This is a genomic window from Streptococcus mitis (assembly GCF_005844455.1).
Lineage (GTDB): Bacteria > Bacillota > Bacilli > Lactobacillales > Streptococcaceae > Streptococcus > Streptococcus mitis_BF.
Genome location: NZ_SPGF01000022.1, coordinates 1 through 23638, shown reverse-complemented (window position 1 = coordinate 23638; position 23638 = coordinate 1). Strand labels below are relative to the sequence as shown.

Here is a 23638-nt window from a genome sequence, read left to right as displayed (position 1 = left end):
CTTGGAACTTCGAAGAAGGTCGCAGACGTCCGAAATCACCTAAGGAAAGTCTTAAAAAGACTTTGTCTTTAATTGAACTCAGTTGCAGTCAACTGGGTTTCTTTGCTTATTTTAGAAAATTGATGGAAAGGTATAGGGCGAGTGGTTTTTGCCATGGAGGCTCTTGGTATCATGATTATGGCAACTTATGAAATTTTTGCGGCGGTCTACGATACGGTTATGGATGACAGTTTATACGACAAATGGACTGATTTTTCTCTGCGTCATTTGCCAAAAACTAAGGAGAGAAAGAAACTCTTGGAATTGGCTTGTGGTACAGGAATTCAATCAGTGCGCTTCTCTCAGGCAGGTTTTGATGTGACTGGACTTGATTTAAGCGAGGATATGTTGAAGATTGCTGAGAAGAGAGCTACTTCAGCCAAGCAAAAGATTGATTTTATCGAAGGCAATATGCTGGATTTATCCAGGGCTGGTAAGTACGACTTTGTTACGTGTTACTCGGACTCTATCTGCTACATGCAGGATGAGGTGGAGGTAGGAGACGTCTTTAAGGAAGTATATAACGCCCTCAACGAAGATGGTGTATTTATCTTTGATGTGCATTCGACCTACCAGACAGATGAAGTTTTTCCAGGCTATTCCTACCATGAAAATGCGGAAGATTTTGCCATGCTTTGGGACACCTATGATGACGAAGCTCCTCACTCCATCGTCCATGAGTTGACTTTCTTTATCAAGGAGGCTGACGGTTACTTTAGTCGCCACGATGAAGTACATGAGGAGCGTACATACGAAGTCTTGACCTATGATATTTTGCTGGAACAGGCTGGTTTTAAGTCTTTCAAACTCTATGCGGACTTTGAGGATAAGGAGCCAACAGAAACTAGCACCCGTTGGTTTTTTGTCGCGCAGAAGTAGGAGATTACCATGACCATCACAGGTATTATCGCAGAGTTCAATCCTTTTCATAATGGGCACAAATACCTGCTGGATCAAGCAGAGGGGTTGAAAATCGTTGCCATGTCTGGGAATTTCATGCAGCGTGGAGAGCCTGCTATCGTGGACAAGTGGACAAGAGCCCAGATGGCACTGGGAAATGGAGCGGATCTGGTAGTGGAATTGCCCTTTTTAGTCAGTGTTCAGGCGGCGGATTTCTTTGGCCAAGGGGCTGTGGATATCTTGGCTCGATTGGGCATTGATAGCCTAGTTTTTGGGACGGAGGAATTTCTAGATTACCAGAAAATCGCTGACTTATACACAGAGCAGGGTGCTGAGATGGAGAATTTTGTGGAAAATTTGCCTGATTCCCTCTCTTATCCCCAGAAAACCCAAGCCATGTGGAAGGAATTTGCAGGTCTTGATTTTTCAGGCAATACGCCCAATCATGTTCTAGCTCTAGCTTATGCCAAGGCGGTTGCGGGACGAAATATTAAGCTACATCCGATTCAGCGTCAGGGAGCGGGTTACCATTCAGTGGACAAGGATGTGGACTTTGCCTCGGCGACAGCTCTGCGTCAGCATCAATCAGAAAAAGATTTCTTAGAACGCTTTATGCCTTCTGCTGCCCTTTTTGATCAGGCCAGTAAGGTGAGCTGGGAAGACTATTTTCCTATGCTCCGCTATCAAATCTTGTCCAATCCAGACCTAACAACCATCTATCAGGTCAATCAAGAAATGGCTGTACGTATCAAGGATGCCATCAATACAACCCGGTCTGTTGACGAATTGGTCGAGGCAGTTGCCACCAAACGTTACACAAAAGCGCGTGTCAGACGCCTCTTGACTTATATCTTGGTGCAGGCTAGAGAAAGTGACTTGCCAGAAGCCATTCATGTCCTTGGATTTACCGAAAAAGGCAGAGAACATCTCAAGTCTCTGAAAGGACAGGTCACTCTAGTCAGCCGAATTGGCAAAGAACCATGGGATGCCATGACTCAAAAGGCAGACCGAATTTACCAACTAGGAAATCCAAGTATAGAAGAGCAGAATTTTGGCAGAGTGCCCATTAGAATAGAATCAAACTAAGTCTACTGCGAAGGAGGCTTTTCTAAACAACAATTTTATTTTTGTAAATGTGTTCCAATTTCCCCAAAACATATTCTATTTTAGGTTTGTGAAAATCACTTTTTTATGGTAGAATGTAAAAGAATGTATGTCATTCGGAATAACAATAAAATGAGGTAAAAACATGGAAATCATGTCGCTTGCGATTGCTGTTTTTGCCGTCATCATTGGTTTAGTCATTGGATATGTCAGCATCTCAGCCAAGATGAAATCATCTCAGGAAGCTGCAGAGTTGATGCTTTTAAATGCTGAACAAGAAGCAACTAATTTACGTGGACAAGCTGAACGTGAAGCGGATTTACTTGTTAATGAAGCCAAACGTGAAAGCAAGTCTCTTAAAAAAGAAGCACTATTGGAGGCCAAAGAAGAAGCCAGAAAATACCGTGAAGAAGTGGACGCTGAATTCAAATCAGAACGTCAAGAACTCAAACAAATCGAAAGTCGTTTGACAGAGAGAGCAACTAGCCTCGACCGTAAGGACGACAATTTGACGAGTAAAGAACAAACACTTGAACAAAAAGAACAAAGTATTTCTGATAGAGCGAAAAACCTTGATGCGCGTCAAGAGCAATTAGAGGAAGTCGAAAGACAAAAAGAAGCAGAACTAGAGCGTATTGGTGCCCTGTCTCAGGCAGAAGCACGAGATATCATCTTGGCTCAGACAGAGGAAAACTTGACAAAGGAGATTGCCAGTCGCATTCGCGAAGCTGAGCAAGAGGTCAAGGAACGTTCTGACAAAATGGCCAAGGATATCCTGGCTCAAGCTATGCAACGTATTGCTGGTGAATATGTAGCGGAGTCTACAAACTCAACGGTTCATCTACCAGATGATACCATGAAGGGACGCATTATTGGTCGTGAAGGTCGTAACATTCGTACCTTTGAAAGTTTGACAGGGGTCGATGTGATTATCGACGATACACCAGAAGTGGTGACCTTGTCAGGGTTTGATCCGATTCGTCGTGAAATTGCCCGTATGACTATGGAAATGTTGCTCAAAGATGGTCGTATTCATCCAGCTCGTATCGAAGAGTTGGTTGAGAAAAACCGTCAGGAGATTGACAATAAGATCCGTGAATACGGTGAGGCTGCTGCTTATGAAATTGGTGCGCCAAACCTTCATCCAGACTTGATGAAGATTATGGGACGTTTGCAGTTCCGTACTTCTTATGGACAAAATGTCTTGCGCCATTCGATTGAGGTTGCTAAGTTGGCTGGCATCATGGCGAGTGAACTTGGTGAAAATGCGGCTCTTGCCCGTCGTGCTGGGTTCCTTCACGATATCGGAAAAGCTATTGACCGCGAGGTTGAAGGTAGCCACGTTGAAATCGGTATGGAATTGGCACGCAAGTACAAGGAACACCCAGTTGTGGTGAATACGATTGCTAGTCACCACGGCGATGTAGAAGCTGAGAGCGTCATTGCAGTGATCGTCGCTGCAGCAGATGCCTTGAGCGCAGCCCGTCCGGGTGCTCGTAGTGAGTCTCTTGAAAGCTACATCAAGCGTCTTCATGATTTGGAAGAAATTGCTAACGGCTTTGAAGGAGTGCAAACTAGCTTTGCCCTTCAAGCAGGACGTGAAATCCGTATCATGGTCAATCCAGGACAAATCAAGGACGACAAAGTCACAATCTTGGCTCACAAAGTTCGTGAGAAAATTGAAAATAATCTCGATTACCCAGGAAATATCAAGGTAACCGTGATTCGCGAGCTTCGTGCAGTAGATTATGCTAAATAAATAAGAAAGAGCAGTTGAAAAATTACTGCTTTTTTGTTACACTAGATAGAAAGACTGTAGAAGGATAGTTTGCGCAAAATGCTACTATCTGAAGGGAAATCTTATTTTATTTTTACAGACTGACTAAAAGGAGACACAATGGCAGACCGAGGCTTACTAATCGTTTTTTCTGGTCCTTCAGGGGTTGGAAAAGGAACGGTTAGAAGAGAGATTTTTGAGAGTTCTGAAAACCAATTTCAATACTCTGTATCGATGACGACACGCGCACAACGTCCTGGAGAAGTGGACGGTGTTGACTATTTCTTCCGTACTCGTGAAGAGTTTGAAGAGCTGATTCGTCAAGGACAGATGTTGGAATACGCAGAATATGTCGGCAACTACTATGGAACTCCTCTGACCTATGTCAATGAAACCTTGGACAAGGGAATTGATGTTTTCCTTGAAATTGAGGTTCAGGGTGCACTTCAGGTCAAGAAAAAGGTTCCAGATGCTGTCTTTATCTTCCTGACACCACCAGATTTGGATGAATTGCAAGATCGTTTGGTAGGACGTGGAACAGACAGTGCAGAAGTAATTGCCCAACGAATCGAAAAAGCCAAGGAAGAAATTGCCCTCATGCGTGAGTATGACTATGCGATTGTCAACGATCAGGTGCCCCTAGCTGCTGAGCGTGTCAAACGTGTTATCGAAGCAGAGCACTTCCGTGTGGATCGTGTCATTGGTCACTATCAGGAGATGTTACCAAAATCTCCAACTACCCGATAAAATTTAGAAAATAGGTACAAGTAAATGATGTTAAAACCCTCTATTGATACCTTGCTCGACAAGGTTCCTTCAAAATATTCACTCGTAATCTTGGAAGCAAAACGTGCCCACGAATTGGAAGCAGGTGCGCCAGCAACTCAAGGTTTCAAGTCTGAAAAACCAACTCTTCGCGCTTTAGAAGAAATCGAATCAGGAAACGTTACAATTCACCCAGATCCAGAAGGAAAACGTGAAGCAGTGCGTCGCCGTATCGAAGAAGAAAAACGTCGCAAAGAAGAAGAAGAAAAGAAAATCAAAGAGCAAATCGCTAAAGAAAAAGAAGATGGTGAAAAAATTTAAGGTTGGGGGGACTCAATCTTATTTTTTCTATTGCAAGAATGTACTGACAAGGAGGAGGTGAGAAGATGGCTATGGCCAAGATTATCGTAGATGTGCCCTTGATGCAGACGGACCAGCCCTATAGTTACAGGATTCCGGAGGAATTTGAGGGAATGCTGGAAGTTGGGATGCGGGTTCACGTGCCCTTTGGTAAGGGAAATCGTCTGATTCAAGGGATTGTTCTTGGTTTGGAGTCCCAATCAGATGAAGAAGGGGCAAGTCAAGATTTAAAAGATATTGCTGAGGTGTTGGATTTTTCTCCTGTTCTCACGCAAGAACAACTCTGGTTGGCTGAAGAGTTACGTAAGTCTGTTTTTTCTTATAAAATCTCCATCTTAAAAGCCATGTTGCCGGGATTTCTAAATTCTAGCTATGACAAGATTCTCTATCCTCTGGCAGGTCTGAGTCAGGAGGACCGAGAGCGCTTGTTTGGTTCAGAGGATTCACTAGCCTTTTCTTCTCTGGATTTAGGTAAGCAAGCTGAAATGATGCATTTGACTAGAAAAGGCCTGCTTGGTCTGGAATATCAGGCAATTGATCAAAAGAAGGTCAAGACCCAGTCTTGGTATGAGGTTGATGTTACTCAGCTAGAGAAGATTGAGATTTCCTCCCGTGCCAAGAAAAAGTTGGAATTGAGAGACTATTTGCTGTCTCATCCTGAGAGTGCTTCCTTGGCTAGTTTGTTAGAATCCTACTCGCGAGAGCAAGTCAACTTCTTTGTGGAAAAAGGTGCTGTTAGCATAGTCCAAAAGGAAGTTCAACGTTCGGCTGCTTATTTTGAAGGAATTGAAGCAAGTCAGCCTTTGGAGTTGAATCCAGAGCAAAGACAGGCGCGTGATGCGGTTGTGAGTGCTATTGGCAGTCACCAGCCTCCCTTCCTCCTTCAAGGGATTACAGGAAGTGGGAAGACAGAGGTTTACTTGCAGATTATCCAAGGAGCCTTGGACAAGGGCAAGACAGCTATTTTGCTGGTGCCTGAGATTTCTCTGACTCCACAGATGACGGAGCGTTTTATTGCTCGCTTTGGCGAGAAGGTGGCCATTCTTCATTCAGGCCTGTCTAATGGTGAAAAGTATGATGAATGGCGCAAGGTGGAACGTGGCGATGCTCAAGTTGTTGTTGGTGCCAGATCAGCCATCTTTGCTCCGCTGAAGAATCTAGGTGTTATGATTATCGATGAAGAGCATGAAGCGACTTATAAGCAGGACAGCAATCCCCGTTACCATGCCAGAGAGGTGGCTATTTTACGGGCCCAGTATAATCAAGCAGCTCTGGTGCTTGGTTCTGCGACACCAAGTCTGGAAAGCCGTGCGCGGGCTGGAAAAGGCGTCTATCAACACCTAAGTCTGACCCAACGTGCCAATCCTTTGGCTACCATTCCTGAGGTTCAAGTGATTGATTTTCGGGACTATATTGGGCAAAATGAAACGTCAAACTTTACGCCCCCTTTGCTAGAAGCCATCCAAGACCGTCTGGCTAAAAAAGAGCAGGTGGTTCTCATGCTCAATCGCCGTGGTTATTCTAGCTTTGTCATGTGTCGGGAGTGTGGAACGGTGGATACTTGTCCCAACTGTGACATTTCCCTGACCTTGCACATGGATACTAAGACCATGAACTGCCATTACTGTGGTTTTTTGAAAGACATTCCTCAGGCTTGTCCTAACTGTAAGAGCCGCAGTATTCGCTACTATGGGACAGGGACACAGAAGGCTTATGACGAGCTGGCAGAACTTTTTCCTCAGGCCCGTATTTTGCGCATGGATGTGGATACGACGCGCAAGAAAGGCAGTCACCAAGCTCTTCTTGACCAGTTTGGACGAGGAGAGGCGGATATTTTACTTGGTACACAGATGATTGCCAAGGGCTTGGATTTTCCAAATGTGACCCTAGTCGGAGTCCTCAATGCGGATACAGCCCTAAACTTGCCTGATTTTCGTTCCTCTGAGAGAACCTTCCAGCTCTTAACCCAGGTGGCAGGTCGAGCAGGTCGGGCTGAAAAAGCTGGTCAGGTTTTGATCCAGTCTTACAATCCTCAGCATTATGCTATTCGATTTGCCAAGGATCAGGACTACGAAGGTTTTTACGCCTATGAAATGGGAATCAGACGACAACTTGGCTATCCGCCTTACTATTTCACGATTGGCATTACCCTTTCTCATAAAAAAGAAGAAGAGGTGGTCAAACGTGCCTATGAAGTCATGAACATTTTACGCTCAGGTTTATCGGACACTAGTAAAATCCTTGGACCAACGCCAAAACCCATCGCCCGTACCCACAACCTTTATCATTACCAGATTTTGATTAAATACCGTTTAGAAGATGAGCTGGGGCCTACCCTCAATCGAGTACTGGCCTTGACTCAAGAACGGGAAAATAGTGAGCTCCGTCTCAACATTGACCATGAGCCACAGCAATTTTTATAAGAAGGAGAAGATATGACAAAACTAATCTTTATGGGGACACCCGATTTTTCAGCGACAGTTTTGAAGGGGGTGTTATCAGATGATCGTTACGAGATTCTAGCTGTTGTGACCCAGCCAGACCGCGCTGTCGGCCGTAAAAAAGTGATCCAAGAGACACCAGTCAAGCAAGCTGCCAAAGAAGCAGGACTTCCTATCTACCAACCTGAAAAATTATCAGGAAGTCCAGAGATGGAAGCTATTATGAAACTTGGAGCAGATGGAATTGTGACTGCTGCTTTTGGGCAGTTTCTCCCAAGTAAACTCCTTGATAGCATGGATTTTGCGGTCAATGTTCACGCCTCCCTTCTTCCCAAACACCGTGGTGGTGCGCCTATCCATTATGCCTTGATTCAAGGGGATGAGGAAGCTGGTGTGACCATTATGGAAATGGTTAAGGAAATGGATGCAGGGGATATGATTTCTCGTCGTAGTATTCCGATTACGGATGAGGACAATGTTGGAACCTTGTTTGAAAAATTAGCGCTTGTAGGTCGTGATTTGCTTTTGGACACTTTGCCTGCATACATTGCTGGTGATATCAAACCTGAACCGCAAGATCCAAGTCAGGTTACCTTCTCGCCAAATATCAAGCCAGAGGAAGAAAAACTGGACTGGAATAAAAGCAATCGTCAACTCTTTAACCAAATTCGTGGCATGAACCCGTGGCCTGTGGCCCATACTTTCCTCAAGGGTGATCGCTTTAAGATTTATGAAGCCCTACCAGTAGAAGGTCAGGGTAATCCAGGTGAAATCCTCTCTATTGGCAAGAAAGAATTGCTTGTTGCAACGGCAGAAGGAGCTTTGTCTCTCAAACAAGTTCAACCTGCTGGTAAACCTAAAATGGACATTGCTTCCTTCCTCAACGGTGTTGGACGTACATTGACTGTAGGAGAACGATTTGGTGACTAAAGTAGAAACGGCTAGAAGTCTAGCTCTATCAGTATTAGAGGATGTTTTTATCAACCAAGCATACTCAAATATTGCCTTAAATAAGCATCTCAAGGGAAGTCGACTTTCAGCAGCGGACAAAGGTTTGGTGACAGAGATTGTCTACGGAACAGTAGCCCGTAAATTGACTCTGGAATGGTACCTATCCCACTTTATCGAGGATAGAGACCAGTTAGACAGTTGGCTCTATGTTCTGCTTCTCATGAGTGCCTACCAACTCCGCTATTTGGACAAAATTCCAGACCATGCTGTGGTTAATGAAGCAGTGGAATTGGCCAAATTCCGTAAAAAAGGCAGCGAAAAATTGGTTAATGCCGTCCTTCGCTGTATCTTGCGTAAAGGTTGGCCAGATATTGCCAGCATCAAACGCAAAAACAAACGTGATTCTATTGCTTATTCCCTTCCAGTTTGGTTAGTTGCTAAGCTCAAGGAAGAATACGGTGAAGAGCGAGCACAAGCTATCTTTGAAAGTCTTTTGGTGCGCAACAAGGCCAGTATTCGTGTGACTGACTTAAGCCGAAAAGAGGAAATCCAAGCCTTGTTAGAGGCTAGTGATTCATCCTTGTCTCCTTCTGGTCTGGTTAAGGAGCAAGGGCATTTTGCAGGCCATGATTTGTTTGCAGAAGGGGCTATAACCATTCAAGACGAGTCCAGTCAGTTGGTTTCTCCGACGCTTGATCTACAAGGTGATGAGCAGGTCCTAGATGCCTGTGCGGCTCCGGGTGGGAAAACAGCTCATATAGCCTCTTATCTCACGACAGGTCAGGTTACTGCTCTGGACTTGTATGACCACAAGTTGGACTTAATCCAAGAAAATGCGGAGCGTTTAGGGGTTGCAGAACGGGTTCAAACTCAAAAAATGGATGCCAGAAAGGTGCATGAGTTTTTTGGTCAGAATTCCTTTGACAAGATTTTAGTGGATGCTCCCTGTTCAGGAATCGGTCTTTTGCGTCGAAAACCAGACATCAAATACAATAAAGAAACGGCGGATTTCGCGTCCTTACAGGAAATTCAGCTAGAAATATTAGGTAGTGTTTGTCAAACGCTACGCAAAGGTGGTATAATAACTTATAGTACCTGTACTATTGTCTCAGAGGAGAATTTTCAAGTCGTTGAGGCGTTTTTAGAAAGTCATCCTGAGTTCGAGCAGGTAAAACTAGAACATGAATGTAAGGATATCATGAAAGACGGCTGTATCCTCATTACACCTGAATTGTATGGAAGTGATGGATTCTTCATCAGTCAATTTCGCAAGATATCGGATTAGGAAGGAACTGACACATGGAAATTTCATTATTAACAGATGTTGGTCAGAAACGAACAAATAACCAAGACTATGTCAACCACTATGTCAATAGAGCTGGGCGTACCATGATTATTTTAGCTGATGGGATGGGAGGTCATCGCGCAGGGAATATCGCTAGTGAAATGGCGGTAACAGACCTAGGTATAGCTTGGGTTGATACCCAGATCGATACAGTCAATGAAGTGCGTGAATGGTTCGCCAATTACCTAGAAATTGAAAATCAAAAGATTCATCAACTTGGGCAAGATGATGCCTATAAAGGAATGGGAACAACTCTAGAAGCTGTTGCTATTATTGGCAATCAGGCTATCTATGCTCATATTGGAGATTCTCGTATCGGTTTGATTCGTGGGGAAGAATACCACCAGTTAACGAGCGACCATTCTTTGGTCAATGAATTGCTTAAGGCAGGTCAATTGACACCAGAAGAAGCAGCCAGTCATCCACAGAAAAATATTATTACTCAATCTATCGGTCAAAAAGATGAAGTTCAACCTGATTTTGGAATGATTACTCTTGAACCAGGTGACTATCTCTTGCTCAATAGTGATGGTTTGACTAACATGATTTCAGGCAGTGAGATTTGTGATATTGTAACCAGTGATATTCCTTTGGCAGATAAAACAGCGACGCTCGTGCGTTTTGCTAACAATGCAGGAGGTTTAGACAACATTACGGTTGCCCTTGTTTCTATGAACGAGGAGGATGCAGAATGATCCAAATCGGCAAGATTTTTGCCGGACGCTATCGGATTGTGAAACAGATTGGCCGAGGAGGCATGGCAGATGTCTATTTGGCCAAGGATTTAATTCTAGACGGAGAAGAAGTGGCAGTGAAGGTTCTGAGGACCAACTACCAGACGGACCCGATAGCTGTAGCTCGTTTTCAGCGTGAAGCGAGAGCTATGGCAGATCTAGACCATCCTCATATCGTTCGGATAACAGATATTGGTGAGGAAGATGGTCAACAGTATCTTGCAATGGAGTATGTTGCTGGACTGGACCTTAAACGCTATATCAAGGAACATTATCCTCTTTCTAATGAAGAAGCCGTCCGTATCATGGGACAAATCCTTCTGGCTATGCGTTTGGCCCATACCAGAGGAATTGTCCATAGGGACTTGAAACCTCAAAATATTCTCTTGACACCTGATGGGACTGCCAAGGTTACAGACTTTGGGATTGCAGTAGCCTTTGCTGAGACGAGTCTGACTCAGACTAACTCGATGCTGGGCTCAGTTCATTACTTATCACCAGAGCAGGCGCGTGGTTCGAAGGCGACTGTACAGAGTGATATCTATGCCATGGGGATTATTTTCTATGAGATGCTGACAGGCCATATCCCTTATGACGGGGATAGTGCGGTGACCATCGCCCTTCAGCATTTCCAGAAACCACTGCCGTCAGTTATTGATGAAAATCCATCTGTGCCTCAGGCTTTGGAGAATGTTGTCATCAAGGCAACTGCCAAGAAATTGACAGATCGTTATCAGTCAGTTGCAGAGATGTATGTGGACTTGTCTAGTAGCTTGTCTTACAATCGTCGCAATGAACCTAAACTGGTATTTAATGATACTACTAAGGCAGACACCAAGACTCTACCAAAGGTATCCCAGAGTACCTTGACCTCGATTCCTAAAGTGCAAACACAAAGTCCGAAGCCACAGGCTGCGAAGTCGAGTCAGCATGTTTCAGAAGACAATTACGCAAGCAAGCCTGTTAAGAAACGGAAATTTAGAGTTCGTTATATGATTTTGTTGGCCAGTATTGTATTGGTGGCAGCCTCTCTGATTTGGATATTATCCAGAACTCCTGCAACCATTGCCATTCCAGATGTGGCAGGTCAGACAGTGGCAGAGGCCAAGGAAACGCTCAAGAAAGCCAATTTTGAGATTGGCGAGGAGAAATCAGAGGCTAGTGAAAAGGTGGAAGAAGGGCGGATTATCCGTACAGATCCTGAAGCTGGAAAGACTCGAAAAGAAGGTTCGAAAATCAATTTGGTTGTCTCATCAGGCAAGCAATCCTTCCAATTGAGTAACTATATCGGTCGTAAATCGACAGATGTTATCGCAGAACTCAAGCAGAAGAAGGTTCCTGAAAATCTCATCAAGATTGAGGAAGAAGAATCAAGTGAGAGTGAAGCAGGAACTGTTCTCAGACAGAGTCCAGCTGCCGGAACAACCTATGATTTGAGCAAGGCCTCAACGATTACCTTAACCGTTGCTAAGAAAGTAACCAGCGTTGCCATGCCAAGTTATATAGGATCTAGTCTTGAATTTACTAAAAACAATCTCGTTCAAATTGTCGGTATTAAAGAAGCCAATATTGAAGTTGTAGAGGTGTCAACAGCTCCTGATGGAACTGCTGAGGGGACTGTTGTAGAGCAAAGTCCAAAAGCAGGCGAAAAGGTTGATTTGACTAAGACGCGTGTCAAGATTTCAATCTACAAACCAAAAACACCGTCGTCAACGTCATCATCAGCATCATCCCAACGTGGAAACCAAGGTTCTACTACAACACCAAGTCAGGGGAACCAACAAGGAAATCAACGAGGGAATGCACCTGATACGACTCAATCAAGTAGTGAAGGTAACCACGAAAATTCTCGTGATTAAACGAATCTTTGTCATGATTTCATGGCAAAGATTTTTTTTGAGTCCGGATTTGTGATAGAATAGAGGGAGTTGATAAAAGGAGGCAAGCATGGAAGAATCAAGAGAATTAAATGCCGTCATCGATGTGATTATGCTAGCGGGGACCATTCTCCTTAAAAGTGGTTCAGAGATTCATCGTGTAGAAGATACCATGATTCGAATTGCGCATTCGCAGGGGATTGTGGATTGCAATGTCTTTGCCATGCCTGCCGCAATCTTTTTCTCTATTGAAAATACCAATATTTCGCGTATGAAGCGCGTGACTTCCTCTTCTTATAACATTGAAAAAGTCTGCGATGTGAACCAGATTTCTCGTCAGCTGGTTGGGGGGCGGATTGATTTAGAAACAGCCTTCAAGCAATTGACGGCTTTGCAAGCCCAACCTCTTCCCTATACTAAGTTGCAGGTAACTCTGGCTGCGACCTTTAGTGCTCCTTTCTTTTCAGTTATGTTTAATGGAAACATCTACGATGCACTTGGGGCAGGAGTAGCGACCTTATTTGGTTTTGCCTTTTCCCTCTATGTGGAAAAATTTATCCGAATTCCTTTTGTAACAGCCTTTGCTGGAGCCTTCGTCTTTGGGATGATTGCCCAGTTTTGGGCTCGCTACACAGGCTTTCCTTCAACAGCAGATTTGATTATAGCTGGTGCGGTCATGCCTTTTGTACCAGGGATTGCCTTGACCAATGCGGTTCGGGATATTATGACCAATCACATAAACTCTGGTATGAGTAAGATGTTTGAATCCCTGCTCATTACCCTTGCTTTAGGGGCAGGAACTTCTGTCGCCTTGGTATTGATGAACTAATATGACACTAACTACCTTTTTATTACAAGCATTAGCAAGTCTTCTTGCTATCATCACTTTTTTAATCGTACTCAATGTTCAACGGTCTATGCTCTTACCAGGAGGAATTTTGGGCATGGTTGTCTGGCTAATCTATCTCTTGCTCAAGGAACCGACCAATGTTATTATAGCTACCTTTATTGCGGCTATTATCGGTTCTTGTGTCAGCCAGATTTTAAGTATTCTTTACAAGACCCCTGCTGTGGTCTTTATCTTGGCCATTTTAGCCCCACTGGTTCCGGGCTATCTCTCCTACCGAACAACTGCCTTTTTTGTGACGGGGGATTATAGTCATGCCATTGCCAGTGCAACCTTAGTTGTCATGTTGGCTCTGGTAATTTCTCTTGGCATGGCTAGCGGAACAGTGATTCTCAGACTGTATCATTATATAAAAACACATTGAGTATTGGGAAATTTACAGAAATAAAAGAATTTTCTGAAAAATTAGATAAATGCATTAACAACGCTTTCTCTATGTAGTATTCTATATATAGAAAGGAGGAAAAATCATGAAAAAATTACTATTTTCCTTATTGTTTGTAAGTCTACTGACTTTGTTGTTTATCCCAGTCGTGGTTTCTAGTTCAGGCTCAGAGTTTCAAAGTGGATTGCAAGAGCATCAGTTGATTGCTGAGAAGGTTAGTAAAACACTTGACAAGATATTTGATAAGGATATCAGAGAAATTCCTACTAGTCAGTTTTATCAAGAATTTGTAGATGAGATGGGAAGGACTTACTCGGGAAATTTAATCCTCCAGGAACTGATAACTGAGAATGGAGCTTATAAAGCTACTTATGTTGGTGAACTCTATAGCAACTAATCATTATTTAAAACTATGACGAACAAGAGGCTTGATTTGGTGAATCAAGTCTTTTTTCTCTCTTTTTACTGCCATTTGTGATAAAATAGTATAGAACGATTTTTTACAATGAATGAAAAAACAGAGGTAAATATGACAATCGGTATTGATAAGATTGGTTTTGCGACCAGTCAATATGTCTTGAAATTACAAGACCTAGCAGAAGCAAGAGGCATTGACCCTGAAAAATTAAGCAAAGGACTCTTGCTCAAGGAATTGAGTATTGCTCCTCTAACTGAGGACATCGTGACCTTGGCGGCCAGTGCTAGTGACTCTATTTTAACTGAGCAAGAAAGACAAGAAATTGATATGGTCATTGTGGCTACCGAGTCAGGAATTGACCAGAGTAAGGCTGCGGCTGTCTTTGTGCATGGCTTGCTGGGAATTCAGCCTTTTGCTCGTAGTTTCGAGATTAAAGAAGCCTGCTATGGAGCGACAGCTGCCCTTCATTATGCTAAATTGCATGTGGAAAATTCTCCGGAGTCTAAGGTTTTGGTTATTGCCAGTGATATTGCCAAATATGGTATTGAAACACCGGGAGAACCAACTCAGGGTACTGGAAGTGTGGCTATGTTGATTACACAAAATCCACGCATTATGGCCTTTAATAATGACAATGTAGCTCAAACCCGTGACATCATGGATTTCTGGCGTCCAAATTACTCAACAACCCCTTATGTAAATGGTGTCTATTCTACCCAACAATATTTGGATAGTTTGAAAACGACTTGGTTTGAATACCAAAAACGCTACCAGCTTACTTTAGATGATTTCGCGGCTGTTTGCTTCCACTTGCCTTATCCTAAATTAGCACTAAAAGGCTTGAAAAAAATCATGGATAAGAGTCTGCCCCAAGAGAAAAAAGACCTCTTGCAAAAGCACTTTGACCAGTCTATTCTCTACAGTCAAAAGGTGGGGAATATCTATACAGGTTCCCTCTTTCTTGGACTCTTGTCTCTCTTGGAAAATACAGATAGCTTGAAGGCTGGGGACAAAATAGCCCTTTATAGTTATGGAAGTGGGGCTGTGGCTGAGTTCTTCAGTGGTGAATTGGTTGAAGGTTATGAAGCTTATCTGGATAAAGACCGCTTGAATAAACTCAACCAACGAACTGCCCTATCCGTAGCTGACTATGAAAAAGTCTTCTTTGAGGAAGTGGTGTTGGATGAAACAAACTCTGCCCAATTTGCTGGCTATGAAAATCAAGAGTTTGCCTTGGTTGAAATTGTGGACCACCAACGCCGTTATAGCAAGGTTGAAAAATAATGAAGATAAGTTGGAATGGATTTTCTAAAAAATCATACCATGAGCGCCTTGAGCTGTTAAAAGCTCAGGCGCTCCTTAGTCCTGAGAAACAAACCAGTCTGGAGCAGGATGAACAGATTAGTGTGACTGTCGCAGACCAGATGAGTGAGAATGTGGTGGGAACTTTTTCTCTACCTTATTCGCTGGTTCCAGAGGTTATTGTCAATGGTCAGGAATACACAGTTCCCTATGTGACGGAAGAACCGTCAGTGGTTGCTGCGGCCAGCTATGCAAGTAAAATCATCAAACGGTCAGGTGGCTTTACTGCTCAAGTTCATCAGCGCCAGATGATTGGGCAGGTAGCTCTTTATCAAATTAGTGATCTTGAACAAGCGCAAGAGAAGATTGCCGGCAAGAAAGTAGAACTCTTGGAACTTGCCAATCAAGCCTATCCTTCTATCGTTAAACGTGGAGGCGGGGCGCGTGATTTGCATATAGAGCAGATTAAAGGCGAGACAGATTTCCTTGTTGTTTATCTCCATGTTGATACCCAGGAAGCCATGGGAGCCAATATGCTCAACACTATGCTGGAAGCCTTGAAACCAGTCTTAGAAGAACTCAGTCAGGGACAGAGTCTTATGGGGATCCTGTCCAACTATGCGACCGATTCTCTGGTGACTGCAAGCTGTCGCATCGCCTTTCGTTACTTGAGCCGCCAAAAGGATCAAGGACGAGAAATTGCGGAGAAAATGGCTTTAGCTAGCCAATTTGCGCAGTCTGATGCTTACAGAGCAGCTACCCACAATAAAGGGATTTTTAATGGTGTTGATGCTATTTTGATTGCCACTGGTAATGACTGGCGTGCCATTGAAGCTGGGGCCCATGCCTTTGCCAGTCGAGATGGACGATATCAAGGTCTTAGTCAATGGACGCTGGACGTTGAGAGAGAAGAATTGGTGGGCCAGATGACCCTGCCCATGCCTGTAGCGACCAAGGGTGGCTCTATCGGGCTCAATCCTCGTGTAACTCTCAGTCATGAATTACTGGGAAATCCTTCTGCCAAAGAATTAGCCCAGATTATCGTCTCCATCGGTCTTGCCCAAAACTTTGCGGCCCTCAAAGCTTTGGTGAGTACAGGGATCCAGCAAGGTCACATGAAATTGCAGGCCAAATCTTTGGCTCTCCTAGCAGGTGCTAGTGAGTCTGAAGTTGCTCCCCTAGTTGAGCGTCTCATTGCTGATAAAACCTTTAATCTAGAGACCGCCCAGCGCTATCTCGAAAACTTAAGATCATAAAAAACTCAGACGAATCGGTCTGAGTTTTCTTGTGCTTAAATACTTTTTCCGGGCAATAGAGTAACAGGTAAGAAGTAACCGGTTGTCGCGACCTCTTTACCTTCAATCTTCTGTAAGAGGAGATCAACAGTGAGTTGGGCAATCTCTTTCATAGGCTGCTTAATCGTTGTCAAGTGAGGATAGTAGTTCTCGATAAAGTAAGTCCCATCATAGCCGATGACTTTGAGTTCTTCTGGGACAGAAATGCCCAGTTCCTGAGCAATTTTAATGACCAGAATAGCTGTCAAATCATCCGAAGCAAAGATGGCATCAGGTTTTTGACGGGTCAAGATATTCTTGATTTCCATTTCTTTTCTGACGGGAGAAAAGTCACTGGAAACATTGATAATAGGTGCTTTGGGGAGTACGGATGCAAAACCAGCGTGGCGTAGTCCAGTTGGTGAGTTAGAATTGTCATTCCCTGTAATCATGATGATAGACTGGGCGCCTGTCTTGACCAAGGTCTGGGCAGCAAGAACCCCACCAGCATAGTTGTCAGAGGAAACGACAGGGATATCTGGTGATAGGTTTCGGTCAAAGGAAATAATCGGCGCTGTCACACGATTGTAGTCTTCAATTCCCAAGTTGTGGCTACCAGAAATGATACCGTCTACCTGATTAGCTTCCAACATTTCGATGTACTCGCGTTCCTTCTCAGAATCATGCTCACTGTTGCAGATGATGGTCTTGTACCCATTTTTGAAGAGTTGGTGTTCCAATTTATCAATCAATTCTGCGTAGAAAACATTGGAAATATTGGGGAAAATCAAGCCGATTAACTTAGCTGACTTTCCTTGTAGACTACGAGCCAGATTGTTGGGTTTGTAGCCCAATTCTCGCATGGCTTCATTGACCTTTTGAATGGTTTTCTCTGATAAATAGCCTTTTTTATTGATAACCCGAGAAACGGTAGTAGGGCTGACACCTGCAAGTTTTGCGACATCAGTTAGTTTTGCGACCATAATCTAATTCATAGTAAGTTCCAGTTGGGTTTCCAGACTTGATCAGGATACCATTTTGGTCCGCATGTGGGAAGACACGACCAGAAAATACTTTTTCTCCTTTATTGATGAAAATTTCAAAGACAGAGTTATCGATGAAAATCGTAGCAGTAGTAGCCCGATTATCGATAGGGCAAGAACGAGTTGTCCCAAATTCTTGAGCATACTGTTCACCAGCTTGGCTACGATCCACTGTCACTTGACCATTTACAAGGTCAAAGTTGATTGAAAGTCCCTTGCCTTCTTTATCAGAAAGTAAAACAATCTCGCTCTGGCTATTGGCTTCCAAGTTAAGTTCAAGTTCGTAGCTGTTACTGGTTTGGGCACGGTTTGAGAAGGCTTCTTCAGAAGCACGAAGATCCTTGATAGCTGCGACTGGATATTGATAAAGTTTGCCGTCTTTGATAGTCAGTTCTTTGACCAAAGAGAAGGTTCCTTGGTGGTCAAAACGGTCAGATGGGTAAGAAACATCTGGCAAACCAAGCCAGCTAACTGCTAGAGCACGTCCGTCAGGAGCGTTGAAGGCTTGAGTTGCATAGGCTTCAAAACCATAGTCTAGATTTTGCAATGGAGAAACATCTACCATTTTAGCATTTTCAGGATCAAAGGAAGCCCCGATTTTGTACATGTTTGGATAGATATTGTCATAGTCTAGAACACTCTTATCCAATCCTTGTGGGCAGTAGAGAAGGACAGGTTGCTCCCCTACAAAGACCAGATTTGGACATTCTATCATGTAGGCAGTACGGTCGTTAGCAAAGTCAAGGTCGCCAACTGCTTGCCAGTTTGTGTAGTCATTGTCCACAGCCTTGTAGAGACGGACGAAGCCTTTTTTCTCCAAGTCCTGTCCACCGACGATAGCATAATATTGACCTTTAAAGTTAAAAATTTGTGGGTCCCGGAAGTGGTCAGTAGAGTCTGCTGGCTGGTCAATCAAGATCTTGTCAATCTTCGTAATCTTACCATCCTTGTCCATCAAAGCGCCAATCTGGTAAGGGTGACGGATCCAGTTTTCATCACGGACATTTCCAGTATAAAATAGGAACAACTGATCGCCGAACTGCATGGCAGAACCAGAGTAGGCACCGTGGCTATCTAATGGAGTATCTGGCAAAACTTTGACTCCAGTTTCTGTAAAGTGCACTAAATCTTCACTTTCAAGCTGCACCCAAGACTTCAACCCATGGGCTGCACCAAAGGGGAAGTTTTGGTAAAAGAGAATCCATTTGCCATCAAAATAAGAAAAGCCATTTGGATCATTGAGAAGCCCCATTTTAGGCTCGACATGGTAACGAGTATGCCAAGGAGATTGTGCCATCTTTTCCTTAATTTGCTTGATTTCATCATTAGACCAATCTTCATAGCGTCTATAACGACGCTCAGTTGTCCATTCCATTTTATCTTTCCTCCAAAAATCTTATCACTTTTAATAGTAACCGTTTTCGGGAAAAAAAGCAAGCCTTTTATGTTAAAAAAGAGAAAAAACTGTCAAACGTTTGTCTTAAAATAAATGCAGGAAATCAATCACATTTTCAGGAAAATATGAAAGATAATGAAACAAAACCCTTTTAACCAAGATTTTAAACTTGTTTTTTTAAGGAATACCTGCTAAAACAGTCAAAATCAATCAATCTAAAGCGTATCCACTAAGTGGATAGAATATTTTTTCTGCAAAACGCTTGACATAATTTAGAAACGTGATAAAATAATAGTCGTAGGGCGAATAAAATCGCTTTCAAACAAGAACAAAATTTTATAAGGAGATTTTTGCTATGGATTATAGTAAAGTTGCTGCTGAGGTCATTGAGGCTGTCGGTAAGGATAATCTTGTAGCTGCAGCCCACTGTGCAACTCGTCTTCGTTTGGTATTGAAAGACGAATCAAAAGTGAACCAAGCAGTTCTAGATAATAATGCGGATGTGAAGGGGACTTTTAGCACTAACGGACAATATCAAATTATCATTGGTCCTGGTGATGTTAACTTCGTGTATGCGGAAATTATCAAGAAAACTGGTTTGAAAGAAGTTTCGACAGATGATTTGAAAGAGATTGTGAATAAAGACAAAAAATTTAATCCATTGATGGATTTGATTAAGCTTTTGTCAGACATCTTTGTTCCAATCATTCCTGCATTGGTTGCGGGTGGTCTTTTGATGGCATTACGTAACTTCTTGACATCACCAGACTTATTTGGACCTCAATCTATTGAAGACATGTACCCTGCTATCAAAGGGATCTCAGCGATGATTCAATTGATGTCTGCTGCCCCATTTATGTTCTTACCTGTTTTAGTAGGGATTTCAGTGGCTAAACGCTTTGGGGCAAACCAATTTCTTGGTGCGGCTATCGGTATGATTATGACCACACCAGATTTGGGTGGTAAAGAAGCTTTTTGGGATATTTTAGGTTTCCATGTTACACAAACAAACTATGCTTATCAAGTAATCCCAGTCCTTGTAGCTGTCTGGTTGTTGGCAACTTTAGAAAAATTCTTCCACAAGAAATTGCCTTCTGCGGTTGACTTCACCTTTACTCCGCTTTTATCAGTTATGATTACAGGATTCCTAACTTTTACAGTTATTGGTCCTGTGATGTTGGTGGTTTCTGATGCGATTACTAATGTTATTGTATGGCTATACAATACTACAGGTGCGTTTGGTATGGGGCTCTTTGGTGGAACTTACTCATTAATTGTTATGACAGGTCTTCACCAATCATTCCCTGCTATTGAGACTCAGTTATTATCGGCATACAATAATAACGGTACTGGATTTGGTGACTACATCTTTGTTGTTGCTTCAATGGCAAACGTGGCGCAAGGTGCAGCCACTCTCGCAATCTACTTCTTGACTAAAAATGCTAAAACTAAAGGATTGTCAAGTTCTGCGGCTGTCTCTGCTTTCCTTGGGATTACTGAGCCTGCCCTATTTGGGGTGAACTTGAAATATAAATTCCCATTCTTCTGTGCTCTTGCTGGTTCAGCAGTTGGTGCCTTTGTGGCAGGTTTGACCCATGTCATTGCAGTTTCTTTGGGAGCAGCTGGATTTATCGGATTCCTATCTATTAAAGCAGGTTCAATCCCTATGTATGTAGTTGCAGAAGTGATTTCATTTGTTGCAGCCTTTGCTTTGACTTATTTCTATGGTAAAACAAAAGCGGCAGGTGTCTTTGCTGATGAGGCTGCAGCAGCAACTGCAGAAACAGTTACTGAAACTACAGTAGAAGCACCAGTAGTGGAAGAGTTTGATACTCTTCAAAATGAAATAATCCAAACTCCTATCGTTGGTGACGTAGTTGCTCTTGAGAATGTCAATGACCCAGTATTTTCAAGTGGTGCAATGGGACAAGGAATCGCTGTAAAACCAAGCCAAGGCGTGGTTTACGCACCAGCTGATGCCGAAGTATCGATCGCCTTTGCTACAGGACATGCTTACGGTTTGAAGACAGCAAATGGAGCTGAAATCTTGATCCACGTTGGTATCGATACTGTATCTATGAATGGTGAAGGTTTTGAAGCAAAAGTTGCTCAAGGAGACAAGGTCAAAGCAGGTGACGTTCTTGGAACCTTTGACTCAAACAAAATCGCTGCCGCAGGTTTTGACGACACAACAATGGTTATCGTAACCAATACAGCAGACTACGCTTCTGTGACACCAGTCGCAAGCGGTTCAGTTGTTAAGGGTGATGCCGTTATTGAAGTGAAAATCTAATCATTCCTCTCTAAAGTGAAAACGAACAAATGATATGTTTGTTCGTTTTTATTAGATAGTAAGATTTACAGAGGAAAATCTAAAATATAGAGAAATTTAGGTTTTCAAAATGTGCTATAATAGAGAAAACAAAGATAAGAGGTTTATCATGACAAAATTATATGGAAGCTTAGAAGCGGGCGGTACAAAGTTTGTCTGTGCTGTCGGAGATGAAAATTTTAACGTTGTAGAAAAAACACAGTTCCCTACAACAACTCCAATCGAGACTATCGATAAAACCATCGAGTTCTTTTCAAAATTCGATAATCTTGCAGGCCTTGCCATCGGTTCCTTCGGTCCTATTGATATCGATAAAAACTCAAAAACCTATGGCTTTATCACAACGACTCCAAAACCTCACTGGGCAAATGTAGACCTACTTGGTGCCCTTCGCCGCGCCCTCAACGTACCTATGTATTTCACAACGGACGTGAACAGCTCTGCCTATGGTGAAGTGGTTGCTCGTAACAATGCTGGCGGTCGTATCGAAAACTTGGTCTACTATACGATTGGGACAGGTATCGGTGCAGGTGTTATCCAACGTGGTGAGTTTATCGGTGGTGTAGGTCACCCTGAAATGGGTCACTACTATGTAGCCAAACACCCAATGGATATTGAAAAAGAATTTAATGGCGTTTGTCCTTTCCACAAAGGCTGTTTGGAAGGCTTTGCGGCTGGTCCAAGTCTCGAAGTCCGTACAGGTGTCCGTGGTGAAAACATCGAACTTAACAGCTCTGTCTGGGACGTCCAAGCCTACTATATCGCTCAGGCTGCGGTCAATGCTACTGTGACTTTCCGTCCAGACGTGATCGTCTTTGGTGGTGGGGTTATGGCACAACAACACATGCTGGACCGTGTACGTGAGAAATTCACAGCTCTTCTCAACGGCTACTTACCAGTACCAGATGTGCGTGACTATATCGTGACTCCAGCAGTCGCAGGCAATGGTTCCGCCACACTTGGAAACTTTGTTCTTGCTAAGAGTGTCGCAAAATAAAACAAACAAAAAATCCGTTTGGTTTCCCAAGTGGACTTTTTGTTTGAAGACAATTTTTTTTGAGCCTTTCCTTAAGTGATTACGGACGGTAGCGACTTTCTTCGAAATTCCATACCTAAACTTTGAGCCTAATGTCTCAAAGTTTCCGAACACCTGAAACCATTAGATTTCAGGTGTTTTTATCACGGCGGAAAGGCTAGATAAGTCCTCGCTTCACTATCGAAAAGAGGCATGATTTCCATACCAAACTATATTTAGTATCAAGCTATAGTCTATCCATGCTCTAAAAATCCGCTTGGAAAACCAAACGGATTTTTTATATGTCAAAGCATTTGCCAGAAAAAGTCGATAATATAGGTCAGACCGTAGGTATAAACCACGAGGGTAAAGGGTTTGGTCAGAACGATGATAATCATATAGCGCTTGAAGGTCATCTTGGTCAGGGCAGCCAGCATACAGAGAAAGTCAGCTGGACTAATGGGCCAAATCATCATAAAGATAAAGAAACGGTCAAACCGATTGCCCTTGTCCAACCAGCCGATATACTTGTCATAGGTGCGCTTGCTGACGACGGATTGGACAAAGGCAGCCCCGTAGAGGCGCACTAGATAAAAGATAATGGCACAGCCAATTACGATGCCGATATAGTTGTAGATAGTCCCGATGATGTGGCCGTAGATAAATACCCCAGCCACCGAGGTCAAGGCTCCTGGAATGATAGGGACGACCGTTTGTAAAATCTGTAAAAAGATAAAGAGAGGTGGCCCCCAGATACCTGCCTGCTGGATAAAGGCAGAGAGGGTTTCCTTAGACTGTAAAATCCCAGCCTGATAAGCCCAGATACAGAAAATCAAACTCCCAACCCCACCGACAATCGATGAGATATTGATAATTTGTTGCAGAAGGGGAGAAACAGCTTTCATTTGTTTATCCTGTGACATGTAAACTCCTCATAGATAGTATGATTCTACTATACCATATTTTGGAGGAGAAAGGGGGAATGGATTGCTTTGGGAGGGTGAATATAGGTAGTATGGGTTTTTAGATGTAAATTATCGTAAAGTTATGAGGTTTATGTTGAAAAGCTTATACTATTCAAAAATAATAATGGTAAATTCCCAAACTAACTTCCACTGCTAATCCATGTGGAAGTTAGTCTGATAAAAATCGTAAAAACCAGTGGAAATCCGTGTCAGGGTAAGTTCCACTGGTTTTACTAATGCTTGATTTCATCGCTTTTGTAGCCAAAATGAATCGAAAAAAAGAGCGCACAAAATCCCCTCATCTGAAA

The 23638-nt window shown here is 43.1% G+C and carries 20 protein-coding genes; 17 read left to right on the top strand and 3 right to left on the bottom strand.

Annotation, left to right across the window (positions count from 1 at the left end; all coding sequences use genetic code 11):
• The first annotated feature begins 177 nt into the window (after nucleotides 1–177).
• The 15 genes from FGQ53_RS05625 (at nucleotide 178) to FGQ53_RS05555 (ending at nucleotide 16561) form a co-directional block, all read left to right on the top strand.
• Complete coding sequence (locus FGQ53_RS05625; protein ID WP_283215137.1) at nucleotides 178–918, top strand: class I SAM-dependent DNA methyltransferase; 741 nt, start codon at nucleotides 178–180, stop codon at nucleotides 916–918.
• 9 nt (nucleotides 919–927) lie between these two features.
• The gene (locus FGQ53_RS05620; RefSeq protein ID WP_138336549.1) at nucleotides 928–2025 is read left to right on the top strand and encodes a nucleotidyltransferase; all 1098 of its coding nucleotides are present in this window, start codon (nucleotides 928–930) and stop codon (nucleotides 2023–2025) included.
• A 163-nt stretch (nucleotides 2026–2188) separates the two neighbouring features.
• Entirely contained in the window at nucleotides 2189–3802 is a 1614-nt protein-coding gene (locus FGQ53_RS05615) for a ribonuclease Y (RefSeq protein ID WP_138336545.1), read from the top strand.
• Between the two features lie 138 nt (nucleotides 3803–3940).
• Nucleotides 3941–4567, top strand: a complete 627-nt coding sequence (gene gmk / locus FGQ53_RS05610; protein ID WP_000775041.1) for a guanylate kinase — start codon at nucleotides 3941–3943, stop codon at nucleotides 4565–4567.
• A gap of 24 nt (nucleotides 4568–4591) precedes the next feature.
• Nucleotides 4592–4906, top strand: a complete 315-nt coding sequence (gene rpoZ / locus FGQ53_RS05605; protein WP_050116597.1) for a DNA-directed RNA polymerase subunit omega — start codon at nucleotides 4592–4594, stop codon at nucleotides 4904–4906.
• 65 nt (nucleotides 4907–4971) lie between these two features.
• The gene (locus FGQ53_RS05600) at nucleotides 4972–7368 is read left to right on the top strand and encodes a primosomal protein N' (RefSeq protein WP_138336542.1); all 2397 of its coding nucleotides are present in this window, start codon (nucleotides 4972–4974) and stop codon (nucleotides 7366–7368) included.
• 12 nt (nucleotides 7369–7380) lie between these two features.
• Nucleotides 7381–8316, top strand: a complete 936-nt coding sequence (fmt, locus tag FGQ53_RS05595; protein WP_138336539.1) for a methionyl-tRNA formyltransferase — start codon at nucleotides 7381–7383, stop codon at nucleotides 8314–8316.
• On the top strand, nucleotides 8309–9622 hold the full coding sequence (gene rsmB / locus FGQ53_RS05590; protein WP_171019088.1) for a 16S rRNA (cytosine(967)-C(5))-methyltransferase RsmB: 1314 nt from the start codon (nucleotides 8309–8311) through the stop codon (nucleotides 9620–9622). Before fmt ends, rsmB begins: the two co-directional genes overlap by 8 nt.
• A gap of 14 nt (nucleotides 9623–9636) precedes the next feature.
• On the top strand, nucleotides 9637–10377 hold the full coding sequence (locus FGQ53_RS05585; protein ID WP_000406242.1) for a Stp1/IreP family PP2C-type Ser/Thr phosphatase: 741 nt from the start codon (nucleotides 9637–9639) through the stop codon (nucleotides 10375–10377).
• Nucleotides 10374–12275 carry a Stk1 family PASTA domain-containing Ser/Thr kinase gene (pknB, locus tag FGQ53_RS05580; RefSeq protein WP_138336533.1) on the top strand — a complete coding sequence of 634 codons (1902 nt, stop codon included), beginning with the start codon at nucleotides 10374–10376 and terminating at the stop codon, nucleotides 12273–12275. Before FGQ53_RS05585 ends, pknB begins: the two co-directional genes overlap by 4 nt.
• Nucleotides 12276–12363: 88 nt before the next feature.
• Entirely contained in the window at nucleotides 12364–13122 is a 759-nt protein-coding gene (locus FGQ53_RS05575) for a threonine/serine exporter family protein (RefSeq protein ID WP_138336530.1), read from the top strand.
• Nucleotide 13123: 1 nt separating this feature from the next.
• Nucleotides 13124–13564 carry a threonine/serine exporter family protein gene (locus FGQ53_RS05570; protein ID WP_138336528.1) on the top strand — a complete coding sequence of 147 codons (441 nt, stop codon included), beginning with the start codon at nucleotides 13124–13126 and terminating at the stop codon, nucleotides 13562–13564.
• A gap of 169 nt (nucleotides 13565–13733) precedes the next feature.
• Nucleotides 13734–13982, top strand: a complete 249-nt coding sequence (locus tag FGQ53_RS05565) for a hypothetical protein (protein ID WP_171019090.1) — start codon at nucleotides 13734–13736, stop codon at nucleotides 13980–13982.
• A 132-nt stretch (nucleotides 13983–14114) separates the two neighbouring features.
• Nucleotides 14115–15287, top strand: a complete 1173-nt coding sequence (locus FGQ53_RS05560) for a hydroxymethylglutaryl-CoA synthase (protein ID WP_171019089.1) — start codon at nucleotides 14115–14117, stop codon at nucleotides 15285–15287.
• Complete coding sequence (locus FGQ53_RS05555) at nucleotides 15287–16561, top strand: hydroxymethylglutaryl-CoA reductase, degradative (RefSeq protein ID WP_138336524.1); 1275 nt, start codon at nucleotides 15287–15289, stop codon at nucleotides 16559–16561. Before FGQ53_RS05560 ends, FGQ53_RS05555 begins: the two co-directional genes overlap by 1 nt.
• Before the next feature lie 35 nt (nucleotides 16562–16596).
• Here the strand turns inward: FGQ53_RS05555 and FGQ53_RS05550 are convergent, their stop codons facing one another.
• Nucleotides 16597–17562 (bottom strand): LacI family DNA-binding transcriptional regulator, encoded by a 966-nt coding sequence (locus FGQ53_RS05550; RefSeq protein WP_000226007.1) that lies wholly within the window; start codon nucleotides 17560–17562, stop codon nucleotides 16597–16599.
• Entirely contained in the window at nucleotides 17543–18997 is a 1455-nt protein-coding gene (locus FGQ53_RS05545; protein WP_138336521.1) for a sucrose-6-phosphate hydrolase, read from the bottom strand. Before FGQ53_RS05545 ends, FGQ53_RS05550 begins: the two co-directional genes overlap by 20 nt.
• A 376-nt stretch (nucleotides 18998–19373) precedes the next feature.
• Here FGQ53_RS05545 and FGQ53_RS05535 point away from each other — a divergent pair, with 376 nt between their 5' ends.
• On the top strand, nucleotides 19374–21311 hold the full coding sequence (locus FGQ53_RS05535; RefSeq protein WP_138336519.1) for a sucrose-specific PTS transporter subunit IIBC: 1938 nt from the start codon (nucleotides 19374–19376) through the stop codon (nucleotides 21309–21311).
• Nucleotides 21312–21459: 148 nt separating this feature from the next.
• Nucleotides 21460–22347, top strand: coding sequence for a fructokinase ScrK (gene scrK / locus FGQ53_RS05530; RefSeq protein WP_138336516.1), 888 nt, complete (start codon nucleotides 21460–21462; stop codon nucleotides 22345–22347).
• 323 nt (nucleotides 22348–22670) lie between these two features.
• On the opposite strand, the gene FGQ53_RS05525 is transcribed toward scrK, so the two are convergent.
• Nucleotides 22671–23288, bottom strand: a complete 618-nt coding sequence (locus FGQ53_RS05525) for a TVP38/TMEM64 family protein (protein WP_138336513.1) — start codon at nucleotides 23286–23288, stop codon at nucleotides 22671–22673.
• Nucleotides 23289–23638: the final 350 nt, after the last annotated feature.